Origin of the sequence: Rhodococcus sp. P1Y, assembly GCF_003641205.1 — a bacterium.
In the GTDB taxonomy this organism is placed as follows: domain Bacteria; phylum Actinomycetota; class Actinomycetes; order Mycobacteriales; family Mycobacteriaceae; genus Rhodococcoides.
Genome location: NZ_CP032762.1, coordinates 2,149,660 through 2,170,590, shown reverse-complemented (window position 1 = coordinate 2,170,590; position 20,931 = coordinate 2,149,660). Strand labels below are relative to the sequence as shown.

Sequence of the window (20,931 nt, the reverse complement as noted above, 5' to 3'; positions counted from 1 at the left end):
GGCCGATTTCAGTGAAAGCGGTGTTACTTCTTCACGGGCGGTGCGTTGAGCAGGGCGATGAAGGGACCTGCGTTGGCAGCGATCGCACCGAGTCCGCCGATGGCGGTACCGGCGAGCGAAGCGGTGGAGCCGAGCAGCAGTGCGCCGCCGATGCATCCCGCGATCGGACCCGCACCGAACAGCAGTGCCGCGGGTGCCGAGACGACGCCGGCAGCGAGTCCGCCGAGAAGGCATCCGCCGACGATTCCTGTTGCGGCACCGAGGAACCCGCCGACCGAAGCAGTCAAGCTGAGGTTGTCCTTGACACCTGCGACCGCGGCCGGAAGATCGACCTGCTGCAGACCCGGCAACTGGGTCGAGACAGGCGTCGCAGCGGCAGGCGAAACGTCGGCCGTCAGAACAGCGTGGTTGCCCTCGATCTCTGCAGCGACCGGGTGCGCGAGGCCCTCGAACGCGATGGTCAGCGGCACCGAATCGACAAGTGCGCCACCGGCGTCACGGACGACGAGGTGGTTGTTCTCGTTGCTCAGCGTGCCCGCGGAGGTGTCGACGATGACCTGCTGGCCAGCGGCGGTGACGTTCCAGCCCACGGGAGCGGGTGCTGGTGCCGGGTCCGCATAGGACGTCCCCATCGCGGTCGTCATTGCTGCGATGACCAATGCAGACGTTGCTGCGAATTTTCCGATCTTCATGTTCCCCGTCTTCCGGTGTATGCGTATGCCGCACCCATTCGGGCGCCGGGCAAAGATACGTCGGCGAAAAGGACCGAACACTGGCCGCGCGGGGCACAGAACACGACCGGAGGGTTAACATTGCAGCATCTCTACCCGTAACGGACAGAACGGAATTCGGACATTCAAGAGCTCGTAACGGGCACCCTACTTCTTGCCGAACAACCCTGGCCCGTTCGACCCACCGTGCGAGGCGGCGAAGTCGTAGGCCGACTCCGCGTGCTCGTGTTCGTCGAGGCCATCGGCCTCGTGCTGAGCATCGGCTCGCACGCCCATGACCGCTTTGATCGCGAACGCGATGAGTGCCGTGACCACTCCCGTGTACGCCATCACGACCACCACGGCGACGAATTGGACCCACAGCTGATGGAGTCCTCCCCCGTACAGCAGACCGTCGACTCCGGCCGGCATCTCGGAGCTCGCCAACATACCGATCAAGAGGGTGCCGACGATACCGCCGACGAGGTGGACGCCGACGACATCGAGAGAATCGTCGTAGCCGAAGCGGTATTTCAGCCCGATCGCCAACGCGCACAACGCACCTGCAGCGATCCCGATCACGGCCGCGCCGATAGGTGTGACGGCGGTGCACGACGGTGTGATTGCGACGAGCCCAGCCACGACGCCCGATGCCGCGCCGAACGAGGTGGCCCTGCCGTCACGAATCTTCTCTACGACGAGCCACGCCGCCATGGACATGGCACCCGCGCCGAGGGTGTTGACCAAGGCGACAGCCGCCACACCGTCAGCCGCCAGAGCGGATCCGGCATTGAACCCGAACCATCCGAACCACAGGAGTCCGGCACCGAGCATGACGGCAGGCAAGTTGTGCGGGCGCATCGCTTCGCGCGGCCATCCCCGACGGTTTCCGACGACGAGCGCGAGCACGAGGCCTGCCATGCCCGCATTGATCTCGACAGCGGTCCCACCGGCGAAGTCGATGGCCCCCAGCTTGTTCGAGATCCATCCACCGGACGCGGAGGTGAGTCCGTCCAACGAGAAGACCCAGTGCGCGACCGGAAAGTACACCAGCGTCGCCCACAGTGCCGCGAAGATCACCCACGGCACGAAACGCATGCGATCGGCCACCGCACCCGAAATCAGTGCGACGGTGACCATGGCGAAACCCGCTTGGAAAGCGGCGAATACGAGAGCGGGAACAGTACCGACGAGCGGGATCGAAATCTCGTCGCCCGAATACGTTCCGCCGAGCAGTTCCCCCAGGCCGGCGAACTGTAGCGGGTCCCCGATCCACCCGCCGGCCACGTTGTCGCCGAACACCATGCCGAATCCGAAGAGCAACCACAGCAACCACACGACGGCGATGGCCGACAGGCTCATCATCATCATGTTCAGCACGCTCTTGGAACGAACCATGCCGCCGTAGAAGAATGCGAGTGCCGGCGTCATCAGCAGTACCAGTGCCGTGCAGACCAGCAGCCACGCAGTGTCGCCCGTATCGGGCGCCCCGGAGATCACCGGCCCATAAATTTCGGCTTGCGCTTCTCTTTGCGGGCCAGGCGCGCCTCTTTCATGTCCTCGCTCGTCCATGCCGCCCCGAACGCAACCCATTGTTCCGTCGTCGGCTCGTCCTGGGTGCCGTCGTCGTTGAACACGAGCTTGAGATGGCGAAGCGCCAGTGGCGCGAGTTCGGTGATCGCCGACGCCCATTCCTGCGCAACCGCGAGATCGCCCCGCTTGTTGGCGAGGCCGCTCGCGTAGGCGCGGTCTGCGTCGAGCCGCTCTCCACCCATGAGGATGGTTCTGGCCACGCTGCCACCGGCGAGCGAGGCCAACCTCTTGATTGTCCAGTTGTTCACTGCGATACCCAGGCGTGTCGACGGAATCTCGAAGAATGCGCCGTCGGCGACGACCCGAAGGTCGCTGGCGATGGCGAGCTGCGTCCCGGCTCCGACAGCCGGGCCGTTGATCGCCGCGACGATGGGGATCGGTGCGCCGTCGACCGCTCGAAGCAGCCGCTCCAACGATTCGGGGAACTCCTCGGGAAAGTCGTCGCCGCCCAGGTCGGCGCCTGCGCAGAAACTCGATCCCTGGCCGGTGATCACGATGACCCGGGCGTCCGCTGCGACGGCATTCTCGATGCCTTCTCGCAGCGCCACGCACAGCTCGGTGTTCAGAGCGTTGCGCCGCTCGGGACGCTGAAGTTCGAGGGTGACGACGTCGCCGTCACGGGTCTGTCCGATCATGCAGACAGACGTTACTCATGGGTACGGTCAGCCGTCACCTGCGGGCTGATCTACTGGTGACCGTGATCGAGACAGACGTGGCCGTCATCGGCGCTGGACAAGCGGGCCTCTCTGCGGGCTATCACCTTCGTCGGGCCGGGTTGGAGTCCGGGAGGGGCTTCGTGATGCTCGATCGATCGCCCGCTCCTGGCGGAGCCTGGCAGTATCGGTGGCCGTCGCTGACGCTCAGCACGGTCAACCGCGTCCACGACCTCCCCGGCATGGAGTTCGCGGAGACTCTGGACGAGACGCCGTCCGACGGCGTGATCGCGGCCGAGGCCGTCCCCAAGTACTACGCCGCCTACGAGGAGAAGTTCGACCTACGGGTGAGGCGGCCGGTGACGGTGACCGTCGTGTGCGATCGCGAGCCCCGGTTTCGGGTCGAAGCGGGCGACGTGATCCTGTCGGCGCGGGGCCTGATCAACGCCACCGGAACGTGGGAAAAGCCTTTCATTCCTTGGTATCCCGGAGCCGAGACGTTTCGCGGTCGCCAGATTCACACGAAGGACTACCGGTCCGCCGACGAGTTCGCCGGGCAGCATGTCGTGGTGGTCGGCGGCGGCATCTCGGCTGTGCAATTGCTCGACGAGATTTCGCTCGTCACGACGACGACATGGGTGACCAGGCGCGAACCGGAGTTCCGTGACTCCGATTTCGGTCCCGATGCAGGCCGCGCGGCGGTCGCGATGGTGGAGGAACGGGTGCGGGCTGGGTTACCGCCGGGGTCGGTCGTGTCGGTGACGGGCTTGTTGCTGACCGACAGGCTGAAAGCTGCGCGCGATCGCGGCGTGTTAGCGCGTCTCCCCATGTTCACCGAGATCGTCCCCGACGGTCTTCGATGGGCCGACGGAACGACGGTGAAGGCAGACGTGATCCTGTGGGCCACCGGTTTTCGCAGCGCTCTCGACCACTTGGCGCCGCTCCGGCTCCGCGGCCACGGCGGCGGCATCGTCATGGACGGTCGGCTCGCGACACGCGTCGCCGCCGACCATCGGGTACACCTGCTCGGATACGGACCTTCGGCCAGCACCATCGGCGCGAACAGGGCAGGCCGAGCCGCTGTGACGGAGCTCCTGGAGACGCTCGACGTTCGGTAGCTCGCCGAGTCTCTACTTTGCAGGCGAAAGGGGTGTGCACTTTTGTCTGCCATGAACAAGTTCGCCGACTCGGTACTGTGACGTCGATGATCACGCTTCCGGTACCACCGTCCCTGATCGCCCCGAGCACTGCCGTCAAGACGTCGTATCTGGTCGGTGAACAGGCGGACATGCTCTATCGGGAGTCCGACACCGCATGGCTTGCCGAGGCCAGTATCGACTTCGACGCCTATGTGGCAGAGCGCGTCGGAATCCGCGAGCGATGGGGAGTTCCTTCCGAGCTCTTCTGGTTCACGTCCGGGGAGTACTACATCGGCTCGCTCGTCATTCGGCACCGGCTTACCGACGACGAAGGCGGCGGCCATATCGGTTATCACGTCGTATACCCCTGGCAGCGGCAAGGTCATGCAACACAGATGCTTCGACTCGGATTGGCGAAGTGCGCGGCTCTCGGGATCGAGACAGCTCTGCTGACCGTCGAACCCGAGAACGTCGCGTCGGTGGCGGTTGTTCGCAACAACGGCGGCATCGACGACGGGATCAACCATGAGGGTGAACGTCGCTTCTTACTCGAGACCTCCGGTAACAGATAGAAACTTCAAGCAAATCGCCCACTTCTGCACTGAGTGTCAGATAGGTTTCTTTTCATGTCCTCCACCTTGGACATCCTGCCGCTGAATTTCGAACGCCCAGCGGGCGAACGATTCTGCGCTCGTAGGAGATTTCACTCGAATCGACCAAGGAAGTTCGATCATGGGAAAGCTCGACGGGAAAGTTGCATTCATCACCGGAGCAGCGCGCGGCCAAGGCCGCAGCCACGCTCTGAGACTGGCGCAGGAGGGCGCCGACATCATCGCGATCGACATCTGCAAGCAGGTCGACAGTGTCGGCTACCCGCTCGCCACCGAGGACGACCTTGCCGAAACGGTCAAGCAGGTCGAAGCCTTGGATCGACGCATCGTTGCGTCGAAGGCCGACGTTCGTGACACCGCACAGTTGAAGAAAGCGGTCGACGACGGAGTGGCCGAACTCGGACGCCTCGACATCGTCCTGGCCAACGCCGGAATCGCCACGTTCGGCCCGCTCGAGGATCTCACCGACGACGTCTGGGATGAGATGATCGACATCAACCTCACGGGCGTCTTCAAGACTGTTCGCGCTGCGGTCCCCCACCTCAAGGCAGGCGGCCGAGGCGGCGCGATCGTCCTCACCAGTTCGACCGCAGGCATCAAGGGGATGGCCAACCTCGCGCACTACGTCGCTGCCAAACATGGCGTCGTGGGACTGGTCAAGACATTCGCAAACGAGCTGGCACCGTTCAACATTCGCGTCAACTCGGTTCATCCCACATCGGTGGACACCGACATGATCCACAATTCGGCGACATACAACCTATTTCTGCCGGACACACCGAACCCGACGAAAGAGGATGCAGGCGCAGCATTCAAAACGCTCAACGCGCTACCGATCGAATGGGTCGAACCGATCGATATCTCCAATGCCATTGCCTTCCTCGTCTCCGACGATGGTCGCTACATCACAGGTGTCCAGCTTCCCGTCGACGCCGGATCGGTGATCAAATGACCGGAAAGCTCGAAGGCAAGGTCGCATTCATCACGGGAGCTGCGCGCAGCCAGGGCCGCAGCCATGCGCTCCGGCTGGCCCAGGAAGGCGCGGACATCATCGCCGTCGACCTCTGCGGACCAGTCGACACCATCGAAATGTATCCGGGCGCAACGGAGGAAGACCTGGCCGAAACAGTCCAGCAGGTCGAGGCCCTCGATCGACGCATCGTCGCGACCAAGGCCGATGTTCGTGATTCGGCGGCATTGACGAAAGCCGTCGACGACGGAGTGGCCGAGCTCGGCCGCCTCGACATCGTCCTGGGCAACGCCGGAGTTTTCGAGATCGCACCTGCTCTCGACATCACCGACGAGGCTTGGCAGAACATGATCGGCGTCAATCTCACCGGGGTCTGGAACACGTGCCGGGCCGCGCTGCCTCATCTGATCGCGGGCGGACGAGGAGGGTCGATCGTGCTGACCAGTTCCACCGCTGGACTCAAAGGCACGCCGAACACGGTGCACTACACCGCAACCAAGCACGGTGTCGTCGGCATCATGCGCGCGCTTGCCAACGAATTCGGACAGCACAGTATCCGCGTCAACACCGTGCACCCCACGGGGGTCGACACTGTGATGATCCAGAACCCCAAGACATGGGGGCTCTTTCTGCCCGACGACCCGAACCCGACGAGGGAGAAGGCCGAGGCGATCTTTGCGACGACCAACACGTTGCCGATCCCATGGGTCGAACCGATAGACATCTCCAACGCGATTGCGTTCCTCGTCTCCGACGAAGCCCGATACATCACTGGTGCAACGCTTCCTGTCGATGCGGGGTACACGATCAAATGACGTCTCTACTGTCGATCACGGAAGTACGCAGCCGCATCGCGACCCGTTTGGTCGGTCGGGATCGCGAGCTCGATCTACTCCTGGCGGCGGTCGCAGCTGGGCGGGACCTTCTAATCGAAGGTCCGCCCGGCACCAGCAAATCCACCTTGCTCGGGGCCATCACGGCCGAGTGGGGTATCCCGTTACTGTTCGTCGAGGGCAACGCAGATCTGACCCCCGCTCGAATCGTTGGACATCACAACCCTTCTCGGGTACTGAGGGAAGACTACAGCGAGGACAACTTCGTCCCAGGTCCGCTCGTCGAGGCGATGCGGACCGGTGGATTCCTGTACGTGGAAGAATTCAACCGCGCACCCGAGGACACACTGAACACACTGTTGACTGCCATGGCCGAACGGCGCATCGCTATTCCACGGGTGGGAACCGTCGAGGCGGTGCCCACGTTCCGGGTGGTGGCGTCGATGAACCCGTACGACAACGTCGGGACCACCCGACTCTCGACTAGTGTCCACGATCGACTCTGCCGGCTGGCCGTCGGCTATCAGGATGCCGAAGCCGAGCGCGGGATCGTCGCATTGCGCACGGAAGCCGACTCGATGCGGCTCATCGCGGATTCCGTGTCGCTCACGCGCGCGACTCGCGAGCACGAGGACATTACGCAGGGCAGCAGTGTGCGCGGCGCAATCGACCTGACGTTGGTCGCGCAACAACTGGCGTCCCTGCGCCAGGTGCACATTCCCGAAGTCGTCGACATCGATCCGCCACGGGACCTGCCGGAGGACTACCGGCAGGTGATGCTCGACGCGTTGTACGTCGCTCTGTCGGGCCGGATTCACCTCGACGGCACCGCTGACCTGACGGCCGAGCAGATTCTGCACGGGATCTGGCAGGATCACTTCGTACTGAAGCCGGCCGCCGCAGCGCCCGGTTGAAGAGCCGTCCCAGCCGACTCTCCCGTTCGCACACCTGGTAAGCAGTCGGGCACGTTGAAGCCGTTGCGCCGCAAACCGAAACAACTGAACGACTCCCCCTCGCTCTATCGACCCGGCGGTGGTGGCGCGGTCCTCGTCGTCGACGGTCGCCGCCGGGCCGGCAAAGCCAACGGCGAGAACAACCCGTCTGCGCCAGGATTCACCGATGAGTCCGCCGAGGTGATATCCCTACGGGAGGCGAGCGATCACGAGTCGACGACAGATGCAGCCACCCGCGCCCGCGCTCGAAAGATCGCGTCGCGGTTGGCGGTTCGCCGCCCACGGCGTGACGACCGTGCGCGGCGCGGGATCGGCGAACTGACCTCGCTCCGGTACCGCGACGGCTCCGACGAGCTCGACATGGACCGGACCGTCGACGTTCTCGCGGCCAACCCGTTTCCCGAGGACGACGACATCGTCGTACGCGAGCGGCTGCGCACGTCGAGGTCGGTCGTTCTCGTCGTCGATATCTCGGGTTCGATGAAAGGTGAACGCGTTCGAACAGCCGCGGCCACGGTCGGTGCCCTCGCCGGAGAACTGAACTCCGACGACCTCGCGGTTGTCGCGTTCTGGTCCGACGCGGCGGTGCTGACCACGTTCGGCGATCCGACGACTCCGCTGGGAATTCTGGACACGGTGCTGAGCATTCCGGCCCGCGGACTGACCAACGTGCAGTTCGCGCTCGAAACCGCGGCCAGTCTTCTCCGTGGGGTGTCTTCGCCCGATAAACGGGTGCTGCTTCTCTCGGACTGCGTGCACAATGCCGGACCGGATCCGCGGTACGTCGCGTCGGCGATCCCCCGGCTCGATGTTCTGCTCGACACCTCGGGTGAGAACGACACCGATCTCGGCCGCGATCTCGCGCGTCTGGGACACGGCCGCATCCGGACCGTCCGTACCTACCGCGATGTCGGACCTGCACTGACTGCGTTCTTCGACGGGTGACCGTATACCCGTCGATAGTCGGCCTCGAATTTCCTCTTGCCTAGGAGTTTCCACGCCAGGCGTGCGGCAAGAGGGTTCTGCGCCAGGAAAAATGTTCGCTGATCGGGTGTCGCGCTGTGCAGAATGTAACCCAGAATTACCAGCATCCTGTTCTTCGGTATGGAGGCATGGCCGATCTCACCGACGAGCGCCCACTCCTCGATCGTCAGGTGCCGCTCGGCCAACGGCAACGCAATGGCCTCTTCGTCGTCGAGATGCTCGTTCAGTGCTGTCGACAGAGAAGTCAACGTATCGGCGAGTGCGTCTCCGCGTCGACTACGCGCGGAGGTGCGGAACGCCGACGCCTGACCGAGGGCTAGGTCGATCAACTCTCCTATCCGCTCGTGTTGCTCCTCCATCGACAGGATCGCCGACGTGTCCTTCACCCGGCCCAAGAGCACAGGCCACAGCGCCTCGTCCTCGGCGACGTGATGGTAGTGCAGCGCCGTCGTGAGTTCGGTCAAAAAATCGACGACGACGCCTGCCCGGGTGGCGTCCCCATCCGGAATCGAGTGAATCAGTGTCGGCAGCGCCGCGAATTGGTCGCGGAAGCACTGGTGGATGATGACCATGTTGTTGGTGTCGGGTTGTGTGTTCGTCATGGCCGTAACGCTCGCCGACTGCTCTAGTAGTCCACTAGTGGCGTACTAGCTGTTCTAGTCTGTTCGCGTGCAGGTGAGCGTGCTCGGTGCGATCAGCGCGGAGGGAGCGTCGGGATCCATCGATCTCGGCGGCCCCCGCCAGCGCAGCGTGCTCGCGATCCTCCTCATCGCCCGCGAAAACGTGGTGTCGATGGACCGGATCGTCGACGACCTCTGGAACGGCGAACCTCCTGCACGGGCAATCGGCGCCTTGCAGGCATATATTTCGAATCTCAGACGGGCTCTCGAGCCCGGCCGAGCGCCACGGACGCCGTCGTCGATCTTGATCAGCAAGGCGCCCGGTTATGCACTCCGACTGCCGGTCGAGTCGGTGGACGCGTGGCAGTTCGACGCCCTGGTGCGCGGCGCCACCGGTACCGATCGCCGTGAGATGCTGACCGACGCGCTTGCTCTCTGGCGCGGAGATGCCTACGCCGAAGTTGCGGGGCAGCCGTGGGCACAGGCCGAGATCGCTCGTCTGACCGAGCTGCGTACGGTCGCGAGGGAGCGGCTCGTCGCCGCCATGCTGGACGACGGATCCGCCGCGGATGCAGTGCTCGATGCCACCGATCTCACCCGCGAACACCCTCTGCGCGAGGAAAGTTGGCGTCTTCTCGCGCTCGCGCTGTACAGGGCCGGAAGACAAGCCGATGCTCTGTCCGCACTACGACGGGCACGGACGACGCTCGGCGACGAACTCGGACTCGATCCGGGGCCCGCTCTGGTCGAGCTCGAAGCAGACGTTCTCGCCCATCGGGTGTCGATCCCGAAACCCGTTACTGCACTGGGCATCTCGACCCCTGCTGTAACTCACGCCGAATTCTTCGGCCGGATCGACGAGATCCACGCGATCACGGAGACGACGTCGAGCATCGTGCTCGTCTCCGGCGAGGCCGGTTCAGGGAAGTCGGCGCTGTTGGCGCAGGCGCGAGCGCGCCTCGAATCTCGCGGGTGGTCCGTATTCACCGGACGCTGTCCAGAATCCGGCGGTGCGCCGCCTGCATGGGCATGGACCGAGATTCTTCGTACGGCGACGGCGCGTGTCGACCCCGGCGTCCATGCGGATGCCCTGGCGCCCCTGTTGGACGTACACCTCTCGAGAGCCGAATCCCGGCCTCACGGCAGTTTTCTACTTCGGCGCGCAGTCGTCGACTACCTGTCCGAGATATCCGTGAGCACCCCGCTCGCGCTCGTGCTCGATGATCTGCACCGAGCCGATCCCGACACGCTCTCGTTGCTCGTCGCGCTCGCGCGTGAGTCTTCCCCTCGGATGCGTATTGTCGCCGCGTACAGGCCGGACGAGACCAATCCCGAACTCGACGAGACGATCGGCTCTCTTGCCGCGCAGTCACCGACACGACTTCCTCTCGGTGGTCTGAGTGCCGAACACTCGGCGGCGCTCGTCGCACACGTATCCGGCCGGGCTCCCGACGACCACACGATGCGGACGCTCGACGAGCGCACGCAGGGAAATCCCTTCTACCTTCGTGAGAGTGCACTGCTGCTGGGCAGCGAGGGTGACGTTGTCGCCACCTCCGAAGTGCCGGAGGGGGTTCGAGACGTCCTCCGCCGACGGTTCGCACGACTGCCGGAGTTGACCGTCGTAATGCTCAGGCTTGCAGCGATGTTCGGACGCGAGGCAGAGCTGGATATCGTGCTCGAGGCAGCCGAACTCGACACCGATACCGCCCTTGACGCACTCGACGTTGCAGTGGTCGCGGGTTTGATCGACGACAGCGATCCGGAACGAATTCGGTTCACGCACGTACTCGTGCGCGATACCTTGTACTCCGACATGACGCTACTCCGCCGTCGCCGGTGGCACACCCGCATCGGCGCGCTGCTGGAGCGGCAGGCGGAGCCGGATTATCCCGCTCTGGCACTGCACTATTCGCAGTTGTCAGCATCCACCGATATTCGCAAGGCACTCGATTTCTCGGTGGCTGCCGCCGCCGAGGCAGACAGCAGATACTCGCATGCATCCGCGGCCCGCTTCTACACCGACGCGCTCACCGCCTGGTCCCGGCTGCCGCACGGCTCCGTCGAGGAACATATCGACTTGCTCGCACGACGCATCTCCGCCCAGGTCGCAGGCGGCGCAAGTATCGGGGCCGCAGTGACGCGTCGGGAAGCGGTGTCCATCGCCGAACGCTCCGGCCGCACCGATCTTCTCATCCGCACCCTGACTGCAGGCGAGCTGCCGACGACGTGGCTCAAGCGCGAATACGGCGCGTACGACGCCGGACTCGTGGAGCTGATCGAACGAGCCCTCGCCAGGGATGATCTCGACGACGCATCGGCGTGCCGACTACTCTGCGCGCTCGTCGACGAGATCCGGGGAGAGCTCGACGACCGGGCGATGGACGCTGCCGAGCGGGCGTACGCGCTGTCACTGAATCTCGGCGAGCCGGAAATTCGCGGGCTTGCGACGAATGCCCTGTGGAATCTGGTCGCGTCCGACCTCGATCCCGAGCGGCGAATGACGCTCTCGGTAGAGCTGATCGAACTGGGGACATCGAACGACATGCCGGTGTTCACGATGATCGGTCATCACGGCGCGTTTCTGGTCGACGCCGCAGAACACAGATTCGAGTCGATGCGTGCACATCTCGACGCAGAGTCTGCACTCGCCGAGAACTACAGCTGGCAGCAGGCTTCTGCAACGTGTCAACTCGCCCGCGGAATGCTCGCACACGCGGTGGGCGAACTCGACGACGCCCACCACTATTTCGACGTCGGAGGTGCCGCGTTGCGGGCAAGCCTCGCCGTCAACGCCGACGTCATACACGCTTTGGCGTATGTCACTACCGCGGTGACGTCTGGGACGCTGGGGACGTTCGAGGCCGAGTTGCGGATGCTCTACGCGCAATACCCGGACGTTGCCGCGGACCTGCTGGCCCTCGTCCTCGTCGAACGCAATGAGCTCGACGAAGCGATCGAGGTGAGGCGCTCTGCGGGCCGGATACGCCACGACTTCTTCGAATCTCTGTTCCTGACGCTGCGCGGAATGGCAGTGGTTGCGACGGACGCAGTCGACGAAGCCCGGCAGGTGTACTTGTCGTTGGCCAGATTCTCCGGACGCCTGGCAGGGATTGCCACCGGGACCTACGTGATCGGTCCCGTCGACACAGTGCTGGCCAGTCTGGCTGCAGCTCTCGGCGAGACCGATCTCGCGGTCCGTCACCAGGTCAAGGCGTTGGAGCTTGCACATGCGTGGGGTAACCCTCGGTGGATCTCCATGGCGACTAGAAAGCCCCAAGAAGACTCCAAGTGAGTCGGCTCAGTCTGTGTGGACCACACACATGAAGGAGCTTCCACATGAGGATCTTGCTCGGCAGAATCGGCGCTTCGTGCGCTGCCCACCCCTGGCGAACCGTCGCCGTCTGGGTCGTGTTGTTCGCGGCAACGATGAGTGCCGCAGGAGCATTCGGCGGACAGATGCACGACAACTACCACGTGGAGGGCCTCGATTCGATCGCGGGCAGCGACATGCTCGCAGAGCGGTTTCCCGACCTCGCCGGGACCGATGCTCGGGTCGTGGTGCACGACGACGTGGCACTGGATCCGGTTGTTCTCGACGGCCTACGCGGCAGACTCGAAGCGCTGGACGGTGTCGGCACTGTCTCGCCTGCACGCGTCTCGTCCGACGGCGACACTGCGCTGGTATCGGTCCAGTACCGAATCCCGGTCACCGATTTCGAGGGCACCGACGGTATCGATGCGCTCCGCTCGGCCACCGCACCGCTCGAGCGCGAGGGACTTCAAGTCGAACTCGGCGGACAGGTCGCCGAGAACATCAGTAAGCCGGGAGGTGCGGCAGAGGCCGTCGGCATCGTCGTCGCACTGGTGATCCTGCTGCTGGCCTTCGGATCCGTTGTTGCCGCCGGGCTTCCGATCGCGGTAGCTGTCATCGGAGTCGGCATCGGCTCGGGGACAGTCGTGCTGTTGGCCTCGATCACCGAAATCAGCCCCATGGCACCGACGATCGCCACCATGGTCGGCATCGGCGTCGGGATCGACTACGCGCTCTTGCTCGTCACTCGCTTCGCCGACGGCCTTCGATCAGGTCTGTCGTCGAAAGAGGCTGCATTTCAGTCGAACTCGACCGCAGGAGTGTCCGTGGTATTCGCCGGGAGCACGGTGTTGCTGTGCCTGCTCGGTCTCCGACTGGCTGGGCTTCCGGTCTACGCGTCGATGGGGTACGCAACGTTGGCCGTGGTGGGCGCAGTGATGCTCACGTCGATCACCCTCGTGCCCGCGCTGTGCGGGCTGGCCGGCAAGCGGTTGCTGCGCAAGAAAGTGCCCGTTTCCGCAGGTCCGTCGCGTACCGAACGCTGGGCGCGCATGGTGTGCCGCAAACCCGTCGTCTTCGGTCTTGCCGCTCTGATGTTGCTGGCCGTGCTCGCGGCGCCCGTGCTCGACATGCGCATGTGGCCACAGGACGCGGGGACTCAGCCGACGTCGAACACAACCCGTCTCGCCTACGACCTTGTGGACAGCGAATTCGGGCCGGGCGCGAACGGGCCGTTCATGTTGGCTGTGGATCTCAGTCGGACATCTCCGATTGCATTGATTGACAAACTTTCTCGCGAGCCAGGCATTATGTCGATCAGCGCCCCGCTGACAAATGCTACAGGCGACACGGCCGTCGTGACGCTCGAACCCACGACAGGACCGAGCGACGAAGCGACAGCGGCACTGCTGCAACACCTTCGGTCAGAGGTGCTGCCCGATGGTGTTATCGCCACCGGCGTGACACCGATCTTTTCCGACATCACCGACAAGGTCGCCGAACGCATTTGGCTCGTCGTGGCCTTCGTCGTCGCCTTGTCGGTCGTACTGCTGACGGTGGTGTTCCGGTCGATCGTCGTAGCTCTCAAAGCCGCTGCGATGAACCTATTGTCGGTTGCCGCCGCATACGGCGTCATGGTGGCGGTCTTCCAGTGGGGCTGGGGCGCTTCGGCACTCGGCCTTCCGCATGCGGTACCGGTGTCGAGCTGGGTTCCGATTCTGATGTTCACCATCCTGTTCGGGCTGTCCATGGACTACGAGGTGTTTCTGCTGTCCAGGGTCCGCGAACTGTGGTTGCGCACCGGTGACGCCCACTCCTCGGTGGTGGACGGGGTCGCGTCGACCGGACGGGTGATCACCAGCGCTGCAGCCATCATGATCGCCGTGTTCCTCGGATTCGCAATGGACGCCGACGTGACCATCAAGATGATGGGTGTCGGACTTGCCACCGCGGTCCTCGTCGACGCGACGATCGTGCGAATGGTACTGGTCCCCGCGACCATGACGCTGCTGGGACAGTGGAATTGGTGGATACCGTTCAAGAACCGAGCTCGTCGACCACATACTTCGCCAACGCACCCAACCTCGCCCGCTCCGGCATACGCGTCGGAACATCGAGGACATCCAGTGGCGCCGAAGTGACCGGCCCGACACAGATGGCGGAGACGGGACCTCGTAGTGCTGTGAGGAATTCGTCGAGCAGGCCGTTGTCCTTGGCTGTCGACAGAAGCGAGGCGACGGCGGGCGCACTCGTGAACGTGACGGCGTCGACCTCGTGGTTCAGAATTTTGGCCAGCAGGTCGATGAGGGGGCCCTGGTCCACCGGCCGGATCCAGCGGTAGACGGGGATCGCTCGAACGTCGGCGCCGAGTCGTTCGAGCGACTCGCCCAGGTGAATCGTCGGCTCCCATTCGGTAATGGTGCCGTGCAACTGGACCGCGATGTCGACGCCGACGATTCCTTCGGCTTCGAGGTGATCGGCCACCTCCTGGGAAGCCTCCGTAGCGGGAGACCACACCTCTCGTAGGCCGACGCCACGAATTGCACCACGAGCCTTGGGGCCTCGCGCAATGATGCGCGAGGCCTCGAGGGCGTCCAGAAGTTCCTGGCGGGAATCCCAGGTTTCGGCGGCATCGAGCCAGCCTCGGAAACCGATACCGGTGCTGATGACCACGATCTGCGGAGGCCTGGCGATGAGTTGGGCCGTCTGCTCACGCAGGTCCGAATCGTCGATCAGCGGCAACACGTGAATGGCGGGAACGTGAATCGTCGTGGCCCCGCGGCGTTCGAGAAGAACCGCGAATTCGTCCGCCCGGCGCTCGGCGGTCAGTGCAATCGTCTTGCCCGTCAGCGGTCCCATGCCCAGGATTATGCGCTGCGCGCCCGTGCGCGCAAAAGCACCGCCCGCCGTAACTACGCGCTCACGACCTCGACCAGCACGTGCGTGCGTAGTGACACTGGAGTGTCACTACGCACGCACGGGGGGTTACGCCGAAAACTTGTCCGGATCCGGGCCGGTACGGCCGTCGGCGGAGTCCAACGCGTTGATCGTCTGAATCTCGTCGTTCGAGAGCTCGAACCCGAACACGTCGAAGTTAGTCTTGATCCGCTCGGGGGTGACGGACTTGGGGATCACCACGTTGCCGAGCTGGATGTGCCAGCGCAGGATGACCTGGGCCGGCGTGACGCCGTGAGCTTCGGCGATCGGCGCGAAGGCCGGGTCATCGAGGACGGTGCCGGATCCAAGAGGACTCCATGCCTCGGTGGCAATGCCCTTCGAGGTGTGGAATGCCCGCAGCTCTTCCTGAATCAGGCGCGGGTGAAGCTCGATCTGGTTGATAGCCGGCGTCTCGCCGACGGCGTCGATAAGTTTCTCCAACGTCGGGATCGTGAAGTTCGAAACGCCGATCGAACCGACGCGTCCATCGGCCTTGAGCTTCTGAAACGCCTTGAATGTGTCGATGTACTTGTCGCGGTCCAGCTGCTGCCAGTGGATGAGGTACAGGTCGAGGTATTCGAGACCGAGGCGATCCATGCTGGCGTCGAATGCCTTCAGCGTCGAGTCGTAGCCCTGGTCGTCGTTCCACAGCTTGGTAGTGATGAACAGCTCGTCACGGGCGATACCCGACTCCGCAATAGCCTTGCCGGTGCCTGCTTCGTTCTCGTACACCTTGGCGGTGTCGATGCTGCGGTACCCGACCTTCAAAGCCTCCGCCACTGCAGCCTGTGCACCGTCGTCGGGAACCTGCCACACGCCGAAGCCGAGCTGGGGGATCGCGTGCCCGTCATTGAGCACGATTGTCGGAACAGTACTGGTCTCGGGTGAATACGTCATACAAGTGCCAACTCATGGCTGACGGCGTGTGTTCCCCACTAGGCAGGGAATACTGTCGCAGGTGACTGCAACGCTCCGTATCGATGACCTTGCCGCTTTCCACGGTGACCGCACACTCTTCTCGGGTCTCGACCTCACTGTCACCGAGGGCGACGTCATCGGCCTCGTCGGAGCCAACGGTGCAGGTAAGTCGACGTTACTGACGCTTCTTGCGGGCGTCGGAACCGCCGATTCCGAGGGCGAGATCTACACCAGCCCGCCCGACGCCACCGTCGGCTATCTCGCGCAGGAACCCGATCGGATCGACGGGGAGACGATTCTCGACTTCATCGGGCGCAGGACGGGTGTCACCGGCGCTGAGCAGGCGATGAACGACGCAGCCGAGGCACTGGGAACGGACGACGGTGAGGATCGCTACACCCCCGCGCTCGAGCGATGGCTTGCCCTCGGAGGAGCAGACCTCGCCGAGAGGACTGCCAAGGTCCTTGCCGACCTGGGTCTCGACGTCGCCGGTGACGCGTTCATGACGGCCCTGTCGGGCGGCCAGGCCGCACGAGCGGGTCTCGCCGCCATCCTCCTCGCCCGGTACGACATCCTGCTGCTCGACGAGCCCACCAACGATCTCGACCTCGCCGGACTGGAGCAGCTCGAGAGATTCGTGGTCGAGACCCGGGCCGCGATCGTGGTCGTCAGCCACGATCGCGAGTTCCTGAAGCGGACCGTCACCGGCATCGTCGAGTTGGATCGCGCGCAGCACCGCATCGATGTCTACGACGGCACCTACGAGTCTTACCTCGCCGAACGTGAGATCGCCCGGCAGCATGCGCGGGAGAAGTACGACGAGTTCGCCGACACCAAGTCCTCACTCGAATCCCGCGCCCAGATGCAACGCAACTGGATGGAATCCGGTGTCCGCAATGCCCGTCGCAAGGCAACGGACAACGACAAGATCGCACGCAAGACCCGAGCCGAATCGACCGAGAAGCAAGCCGCGAAAGCCCGTCAAACACAGCGCCGCATCGAACGGCTCGAAGTCGTCGAGGAGCCCCGCAAGGAATGGGAGTTGCGGATGGAAATCGCGGTGGCGCCTCGCAGCGGGACTGTGGTATCGGTCCTGAGCGGCGCGGTAGTTCGGCGCGAGGGCTTCACGTTCGGACCTGTCACGACGCAGATCGAATGGGGTGACAGAGTACTGATCACCGGCGAAAACGGTTCGGGGAAGACCACTTTGCTGCACGTGCTCCTGGGGAAACTGCTTCCCGACGACGGATCCGCGTCCCTGGGTTCCGGAGTCGCCGTCGGTGAGATCGACCAGGCGCGCGGACTGTTCACCGGTTCGGCCACCGTCTCGGAGTCCTTGAGCGCCGCGGTGCCCGACTGGCCCGACGCCGAGGTCCGCACCTTGCTCGCCAAGTTCGGGTTGCGCGGCGACGATGCGCTCAGACCTGCTGAGTCCCTTTCCCCCGGTGAGAGAACTCGTGCCGCCCTGGCCCTGTTGCAAGCCCGTGGGGTGAATCTTCTGGTGCTCGACGAACCGACCAACCACCTCGATCTACCCGCGATCGAGCAACTCGAGCGCGCGATGGAGAACTTCGAAGGGACCCTCCTGCTGGTCACGCACGACAGGCGGATGCTCGATACCGTCCGGGCGACGCGTCGGTGGACCATGCGAGCGGGACAACTGACCGAAAGCTGAGATGCGCCAGTGGCGCGGTTGAGTGCCCACTGCGGCACTTGACCGTGCCACTGGGGCGAAGTCTGGTGTTGACAGATCGTTGGGTTTATACAACACTTTGTTCCATGAGCCCCGTAAAGCGTGGGAACACGCTCCCGATCTTCAACCGGGTGGGAGTTCTGCGGGCCGAACGAAAGATGAGCCGCGCGCAACTAGCCGAACTCATCGAAGTCAACCCACAGACGGTGGGCGCCCTCGAGCGGGGCGACCACTACCCGAGTCTCGACCTCGCGTTGCGAATCTGCGAAGTCTTCGACCTTCCCGTCGAAGCAGTCTTCTCACGCAAGGAACTCGGACCACTCTCCGCCGAACTGTTTCGAAGGGAACCATGAGTACCTCCGACTCGAACATCCTGACCCGCTACCAGGCCTACCGCACGCGTCGATTCCTCGAGAACGACGCCAAAATGCGTCACCGGCTACCGAAGTGGCGCAACCAGAAGCGCCGGCGGATGCTAGCGGTCGCCGTCGTCGTCATTCTTGTTGTACTGCTGGCAATTTCGATACTGTCTCTGTTCTGGCATTGGGCGCCGATTCTTTGGGTCGTCGCCACCGTGGGTTTCCTGGTGTCGTGGACAATGCTGCAAACGGTCTCCGGTCGTAAGAGCGACGCTCCGATGGGCGCACTCGACGAATGGGAGATTCAGCAGCGCAACGAGGCCCGCTCGATCGGTTTGACCATCACCCAGGGACTGGTCATGGCCTCGGTGTTCGTGTTGATCTTCCTCGCCACCGGATACGACAACGAGCGTCTCGCCTACGCCGGAGCTCTCTGGACGCTCGTCGGTCTACTGGCCGGAATCTGCTCCCCCGCCGTCATTCTCGCCTGGATCACGCCTGATCCCGAACCCGAAGACCTCGATTAACGAAAGGGCACCATGAGCACCCTCACGATCGACAACATATCCAAGAGATACGGCGACAAGATCGCCCTGGACTCCCTGAAATTCGATGTTCATCCCGGCGAACTGTTCGGCTTCGTCGGCAGCAACGGCGCAGGCAAGACGACCACCATGCGCATCACTCTCGGCGTCCTGTCGGCAGACTCAGGCCAGGTATTGCTCGGCGGCAAGCCCGTGGACCTCGACGTCCGACGCACCATCGGCTACATGCCCGAGGAACGCGGCCTGTATCCGAAGATGAAAGTCGGCCCCCAGCTTGCGTATCTGGCCGAGCTACACGGACTGTCGGCGAGCGATGCCAAGACTGCCGTGCAGCGGTGGACGGAGCGACTCGGCATTTCCGAACGACTGAACGACACCGTCGACGCCTTGAGCCTCGGCAACCAGCAGCGCGTTCAGCTCGCCGCCGCGTTGATCCACGACCCTGCAGTCCTTGTACTCGACGAACCGTTTTCCGGCCTCGATCCTGTGGCAGTCGACGTCATGAGCGAGGTCTTGCGCGAGAAGGCGTCGTCCGGCGTGCCGGTGATCTTCTCCAGTCATCAACTGGACCTCGTTCAGCGCCTGTGCGATCGAGTCGGAATCATCGCGGCAGGTTCCATGAAAGCCGTCGGCACGGTCGACGAGCTCCGCGGCACCGGCGATTCCCAACTCGAAGTCCACGCACCACAGGCACCCCAAGGCTGGGCCGACGGCATCCCGGGCGCCCGAGTGATCAGTCACACCGGCGGACGCACGATCCTGAGCATCGCACCGGGCACCGATGACCAAGCCATCCTCCGCGGAGCACTGGCCACCGGACCGGTGCACGAGTTCTCCTTCCACAAACCGTCGCTGAGCGACCTGTTCAGAGAGGCCGTCGCATGAGTACCGCAGTCTCCTCCAGCCGCGCGATCGGCTTGATTGCCAAGCGCGAGTTCACCGTCCAGGTGATGAAGAAGAGCTTCGTCATCTCCAACGTCATCATCCTCGCCGTCATCATCGGTGGCATCATCGCGTACTCCATCTTCTCCGGAGGGGACGACGAGGACCGTGACGTAGTCGGAATTGTCGGCGATCAATCCATCGCCAGCGTGATCAGCGCCACCGGCGACACCGTCGGGAATCCCGTGGAGATCAGAGAGATCTCCGATGCCGGTGCCGCGCGCTCCGACGTCGAATCAGGCGATGTGGCAGTCGCTCTCGTACCTGGCGACGCCGGGGCGTACACCGCGATAACCGACTCTGAGCTCACCGGTGCGCTTCGGGCCGTCGTCGAAGGCAGCGTCTCGTCGCAGGCAACCGATGCGGCACTCGCAGAACAAGGTGTCGACCGCGCGTCGTTGGCAGAAGCGGCAGCAAACGCGGTGGTCACCGTCGAGGCCATCGATCCGCCGGATCCCGAAGCGGGACAACGGGTCGCACTGTCCCTTGCAGCGGTGTTCATTCTGTACGCCCAGATAATCGGGTTCGGAATGTACGTCGCGATGGGTGTGGTCGAGGAGAAGTCGTCTCGCGTCGTCGAGCTGTTGCTCTCCACCGTCAAGCCTTTGCAACTGCTGTGGGGCAAGATCATTGGCATCGGCGCCGTCGGAATTCTGCAGCTTGCGCTGTACGGCGCGGCCGGTGTGGGGGCCGGGCTCGCAACAGGGACACTGACCGTCACCGGCACCGCGCTCAGCGTCTTCGCCGGGACACTGGGGTGGTTCGTTCTCGGGTTCGCGTTCTTCGCCGTCCTGTACGCCGCAGGCGGGTCGATGGTCTCCCGCCAGGAGGACGTCAACTCGACGACCATGCCTCTCCTGCTGTTGATCATGGCAATGTTCTTCGCCGCGTTCTATTCGGTCGGCGATCCGGAGAGCACACTGAGCAACGTGTTGAGCTGGATCCCGCCGTTCTCCGCAGTCATGATGCCGCTGCGCATCGCGGCAGGAGTCGCGCCGATCTACCAGATCGTCGGCACCGCCCTCATCATGGCAGCCACCACCGCAGGGCTCGCCGTCATCGCGGCGAAGATCTATCAGCGCTCGATCCTGCGCATTGGCAAGACCGTGACGTGGAAGGAAGCCTTCGCTCGTTGAGGCAGGAGTAGAGCCTCCGATT

Annotated in this window: 19 protein-coding genes; 13 read left to right on the top strand and 6 right to left on the bottom strand. The window is 63.9% G+C overall.

The window, feature by feature from the left end:
* Window positions 1-23: 23 nt before the first annotated feature.
* From D8W71_RS10150 to D8W71_RS10140, 3 genes are all read right to left on the bottom strand, one after another.
* Complete coding sequence (locus D8W71_RS10150; protein WP_121113166.1) at window positions 24-692, bottom strand: hypothetical protein; 669 nt, start codon at window positions 690-692, stop codon at window positions 24-26.
* A gap of 186 nt (window positions 693-878) precedes the next feature.
* Window positions 879-2,210, bottom strand: coding sequence for an ammonium transporter (locus tag D8W71_RS10145; protein ID WP_121113164.1), 1,332 nt, complete (start codon window positions 2,208-2,210; stop codon window positions 879-881).
* Complete coding sequence (locus tag D8W71_RS10140; RefSeq protein WP_121113162.1) at window positions 2,207-2,938, bottom strand: enoyl-CoA hydratase; 732 nt, start codon at window positions 2,936-2,938, stop codon at window positions 2,207-2,209. The genes D8W71_RS10145 and D8W71_RS10140 overlap by 4 nt, the downstream gene beginning before the upstream one ends.
* A 17-nt stretch (window positions 2,939-2,955) precedes the next feature.
* Here D8W71_RS10140 and D8W71_RS10135 point away from each other — a divergent pair, with 17 nt between their 5' ends.
* From D8W71_RS10135 to D8W71_RS10110, 6 genes are all read left to right on the top strand, one after another.
* Window positions 2,956-4,074 (top strand): flavin-containing monooxygenase, encoded by a 1,119-nt coding sequence (locus D8W71_RS10135; RefSeq protein WP_201265311.1) that lies wholly within the window; start codon window positions 2,956-2,958, stop codon window positions 4,072-4,074.
* Between the two features lie 86 nt (window positions 4,075-4,160).
* Window positions 4,161-4,667 (top strand): GNAT family N-acetyltransferase, encoded by a 507-nt coding sequence (locus D8W71_RS10130; RefSeq protein ID WP_121118930.1) that lies wholly within the window; start codon window positions 4,161-4,163, stop codon window positions 4,665-4,667.
* A 160-nt stretch (window positions 4,668-4,827) separates the two neighbouring features.
* Window positions 4,828-5,658, top strand: coding sequence for a mycofactocin-coupled SDR family oxidoreductase (locus D8W71_RS10125; protein ID WP_121113160.1), 831 nt, complete (start codon window positions 4,828-4,830; stop codon window positions 5,656-5,658).
* Window positions 5,655-6,491 (top strand): mycofactocin-coupled SDR family oxidoreductase, encoded by an 837-nt coding sequence (locus tag D8W71_RS10120; RefSeq protein WP_121113158.1) that lies wholly within the window; start codon window positions 5,655-5,657, stop codon window positions 6,489-6,491. Before D8W71_RS10125 ends, D8W71_RS10120 begins: the two co-directional genes overlap by 4 nt.
* Window positions 6,488-7,423 carry an AAA family ATPase gene (locus tag D8W71_RS10115; protein WP_121113156.1) on the top strand — a complete coding sequence of 312 codons (936 nt, stop codon included), beginning with the start codon at window positions 6,488-6,490 and terminating at the stop codon, window positions 7,421-7,423. Before D8W71_RS10120 ends, D8W71_RS10115 begins: the two co-directional genes overlap by 4 nt.
* A gap of 63 nt (window positions 7,424-7,486) precedes the next feature.
* Complete coding sequence (locus D8W71_RS10110) at window positions 7,487-8,407, top strand: vWA domain-containing protein (RefSeq protein WP_121118926.1); 921 nt, start codon at window positions 7,487-7,489, stop codon at window positions 8,405-8,407.
* On the opposite strand, the gene D8W71_RS10105 is transcribed toward D8W71_RS10110, so the two are convergent.
* Window positions 8,362-9,048 (bottom strand): hemerythrin domain-containing protein, encoded by a 687-nt coding sequence (locus D8W71_RS10105; RefSeq protein WP_236077823.1) that lies wholly within the window; start codon window positions 9,046-9,048, stop codon window positions 8,362-8,364. The two genes, D8W71_RS10110 and D8W71_RS10105, sit on opposite strands and share 46 nt — an antisense overlap.
* A 67-nt stretch (window positions 9,049-9,115) precedes the next feature.
* Here D8W71_RS10105 and D8W71_RS10100 point away from each other — a divergent pair, with 67 nt between their 5' ends.
* Both D8W71_RS10100 and D8W71_RS10095 read left to right on the top strand, forming a co-directional pair.
* Window positions 9,116-12,361, top strand: coding sequence for a BTAD domain-containing putative transcriptional regulator (locus D8W71_RS10100; RefSeq protein ID WP_121113154.1), 3,246 nt, complete (start codon window positions 9,116-9,118; stop codon window positions 12,359-12,361).
* Between the two features lie 44 nt (window positions 12,362-12,405).
* A complete protein-coding gene (locus D8W71_RS10095) occupies window positions 12,406-14,520 on the top strand; it encodes an MMPL family transporter (protein WP_121113153.1) in 2,115 nt (704 codons plus the stop codon).
* Here D8W71_RS10095 and D8W71_RS10090 read toward each other — a convergent pair.
* Together D8W71_RS10090 and D8W71_RS10085 are read right to left on the bottom strand one after the other, a co-directional pair.
* Window positions 14,417-15,238, bottom strand: coding sequence for a uroporphyrinogen-III synthase (locus D8W71_RS10090; RefSeq protein WP_201265310.1), 822 nt, complete (start codon window positions 15,236-15,238; stop codon window positions 14,417-14,419). The genes D8W71_RS10095 and D8W71_RS10090 overlap by 104 nt on opposite strands.
* Window positions 15,239-15,364: 126 nt before the next feature.
* Window positions 15,365-16,213 carry an aldo/keto reductase gene (locus D8W71_RS10085; protein WP_121113149.1) on the bottom strand — a complete coding sequence of 283 codons (849 nt, stop codon included), beginning with the start codon at window positions 16,211-16,213 and terminating at the stop codon, window positions 15,365-15,367.
* A gap of 61 nt (window positions 16,214-16,274) precedes the next feature.
* Between D8W71_RS10085 and D8W71_RS10080 the strand changes: the two genes are divergently transcribed.
* The 5 genes from D8W71_RS10080 (at window position 16,275) to D8W71_RS10060 (ending at window position 20,909) form a co-directional block, all read left to right on the top strand.
* Window positions 16,275-17,909 (top strand): ABC-F family ATP-binding cassette domain-containing protein, encoded by a 1,635-nt coding sequence (locus tag D8W71_RS10080; RefSeq protein WP_121113147.1) that lies wholly within the window; start codon window positions 16,275-16,277, stop codon window positions 17,907-17,909.
* A gap of 104 nt (window positions 17,910-18,013) precedes the next feature.
* Window positions 18,014-18,280, top strand: a complete 267-nt coding sequence (locus D8W71_RS10075) for a helix-turn-helix transcriptional regulator (RefSeq protein WP_121113145.1) — start codon at window positions 18,014-18,016, stop codon at window positions 18,278-18,280.
* Window positions 18,277-18,813 (top strand): hypothetical protein, encoded by a 537-nt coding sequence (locus D8W71_RS10070; protein WP_121113143.1) that lies wholly within the window; start codon window positions 18,277-18,279, stop codon window positions 18,811-18,813. The genes D8W71_RS10075 and D8W71_RS10070 overlap by 4 nt, the downstream gene beginning before the upstream one ends.
* A 12-nt stretch (window positions 18,814-18,825) precedes the next feature.
* On the top strand, window positions 18,826-19,716 hold the full coding sequence (locus D8W71_RS10065; RefSeq protein WP_121113141.1) for an ABC transporter ATP-binding protein: 891 nt from the start codon (window positions 18,826-18,828) through the stop codon (window positions 19,714-19,716).
* On the top strand, window positions 19,713-20,909 hold the full coding sequence (locus D8W71_RS10060) for an ABC transporter permease (protein ID WP_121113139.1): 1,197 nt from the start codon (window positions 19,713-19,715) through the stop codon (window positions 20,907-20,909). Before D8W71_RS10065 ends, D8W71_RS10060 begins: the two co-directional genes overlap by 4 nt.
* The last annotated feature ends 22 nt before the right edge of the window (window positions 20,910-20,931 follow it).